The organism is Streptococcus suis (assembly GCF_002964045.1).
GTDB lineage: Bacteria > Bacillota > Bacilli > Lactobacillales > Streptococcaceae > Streptococcus > Streptococcus suis_U.
The window spans coordinates 1-519 of record NZ_POPB01000175.1; the positions used below are offsets into that span (position 1 = coordinate 1).

Consider the following 519-nt stretch of genomic DNA (forward strand, 5'->3'; position numbering starts at 1 on the left):
GATTGACAAATTACGGTTCAAATCAGCCAATTCCAAATCTGCTTTATGCGGATTATTAACCACAATCTTACCGTCAGCAGTCAAGCTGAACAATGCACCTTCTTCTGCAGTTCCAAGAATTGGATTTTCAACCATTTGCTCGTTACGGATACCTACTGCAAGACCTCCACGGCCTTCTTTAAGCAATTTAACGGCATGAGCACCCATACGAGAAGCGAGTACACGATCACGCGCTGTTGGAGAACCACCACGTTGGATATGACCAAGTTCTGTCACACGAAGATCACTTGTATCGCCTGCTGCTTTCAATTCTTCAGCAAACTGTGCAGCTGGCATAACACCTTCAGCCAAAACAATGATGCTATGTTTCTTACCATTGTCGTAGCCCGCTTTAATACGGTCAACAACATCCTTGATATCGAAGTCTTCTTCTGGAACAACGATAACATCTGCACCAGAAGCAATACCAGCCCAAAGAGCGATGTCTCCCGCATGACGTCCCAGAAATCTCCAAAGGTC

1 protein-coding gene is annotated in these 519 nt (G+C 45.3%); it reads right to left on the reverse strand.

Going from position 1 to position 519, the window contains the following annotated elements; translation table 11 throughout:
* Nucleotides 1–519, reverse strand: a 519-nt coding sequence (locus C1E99_RS01135) for a 6-phosphofructokinase (protein WP_193441775.1), incomplete at both ends; no start/stop codon positions are given.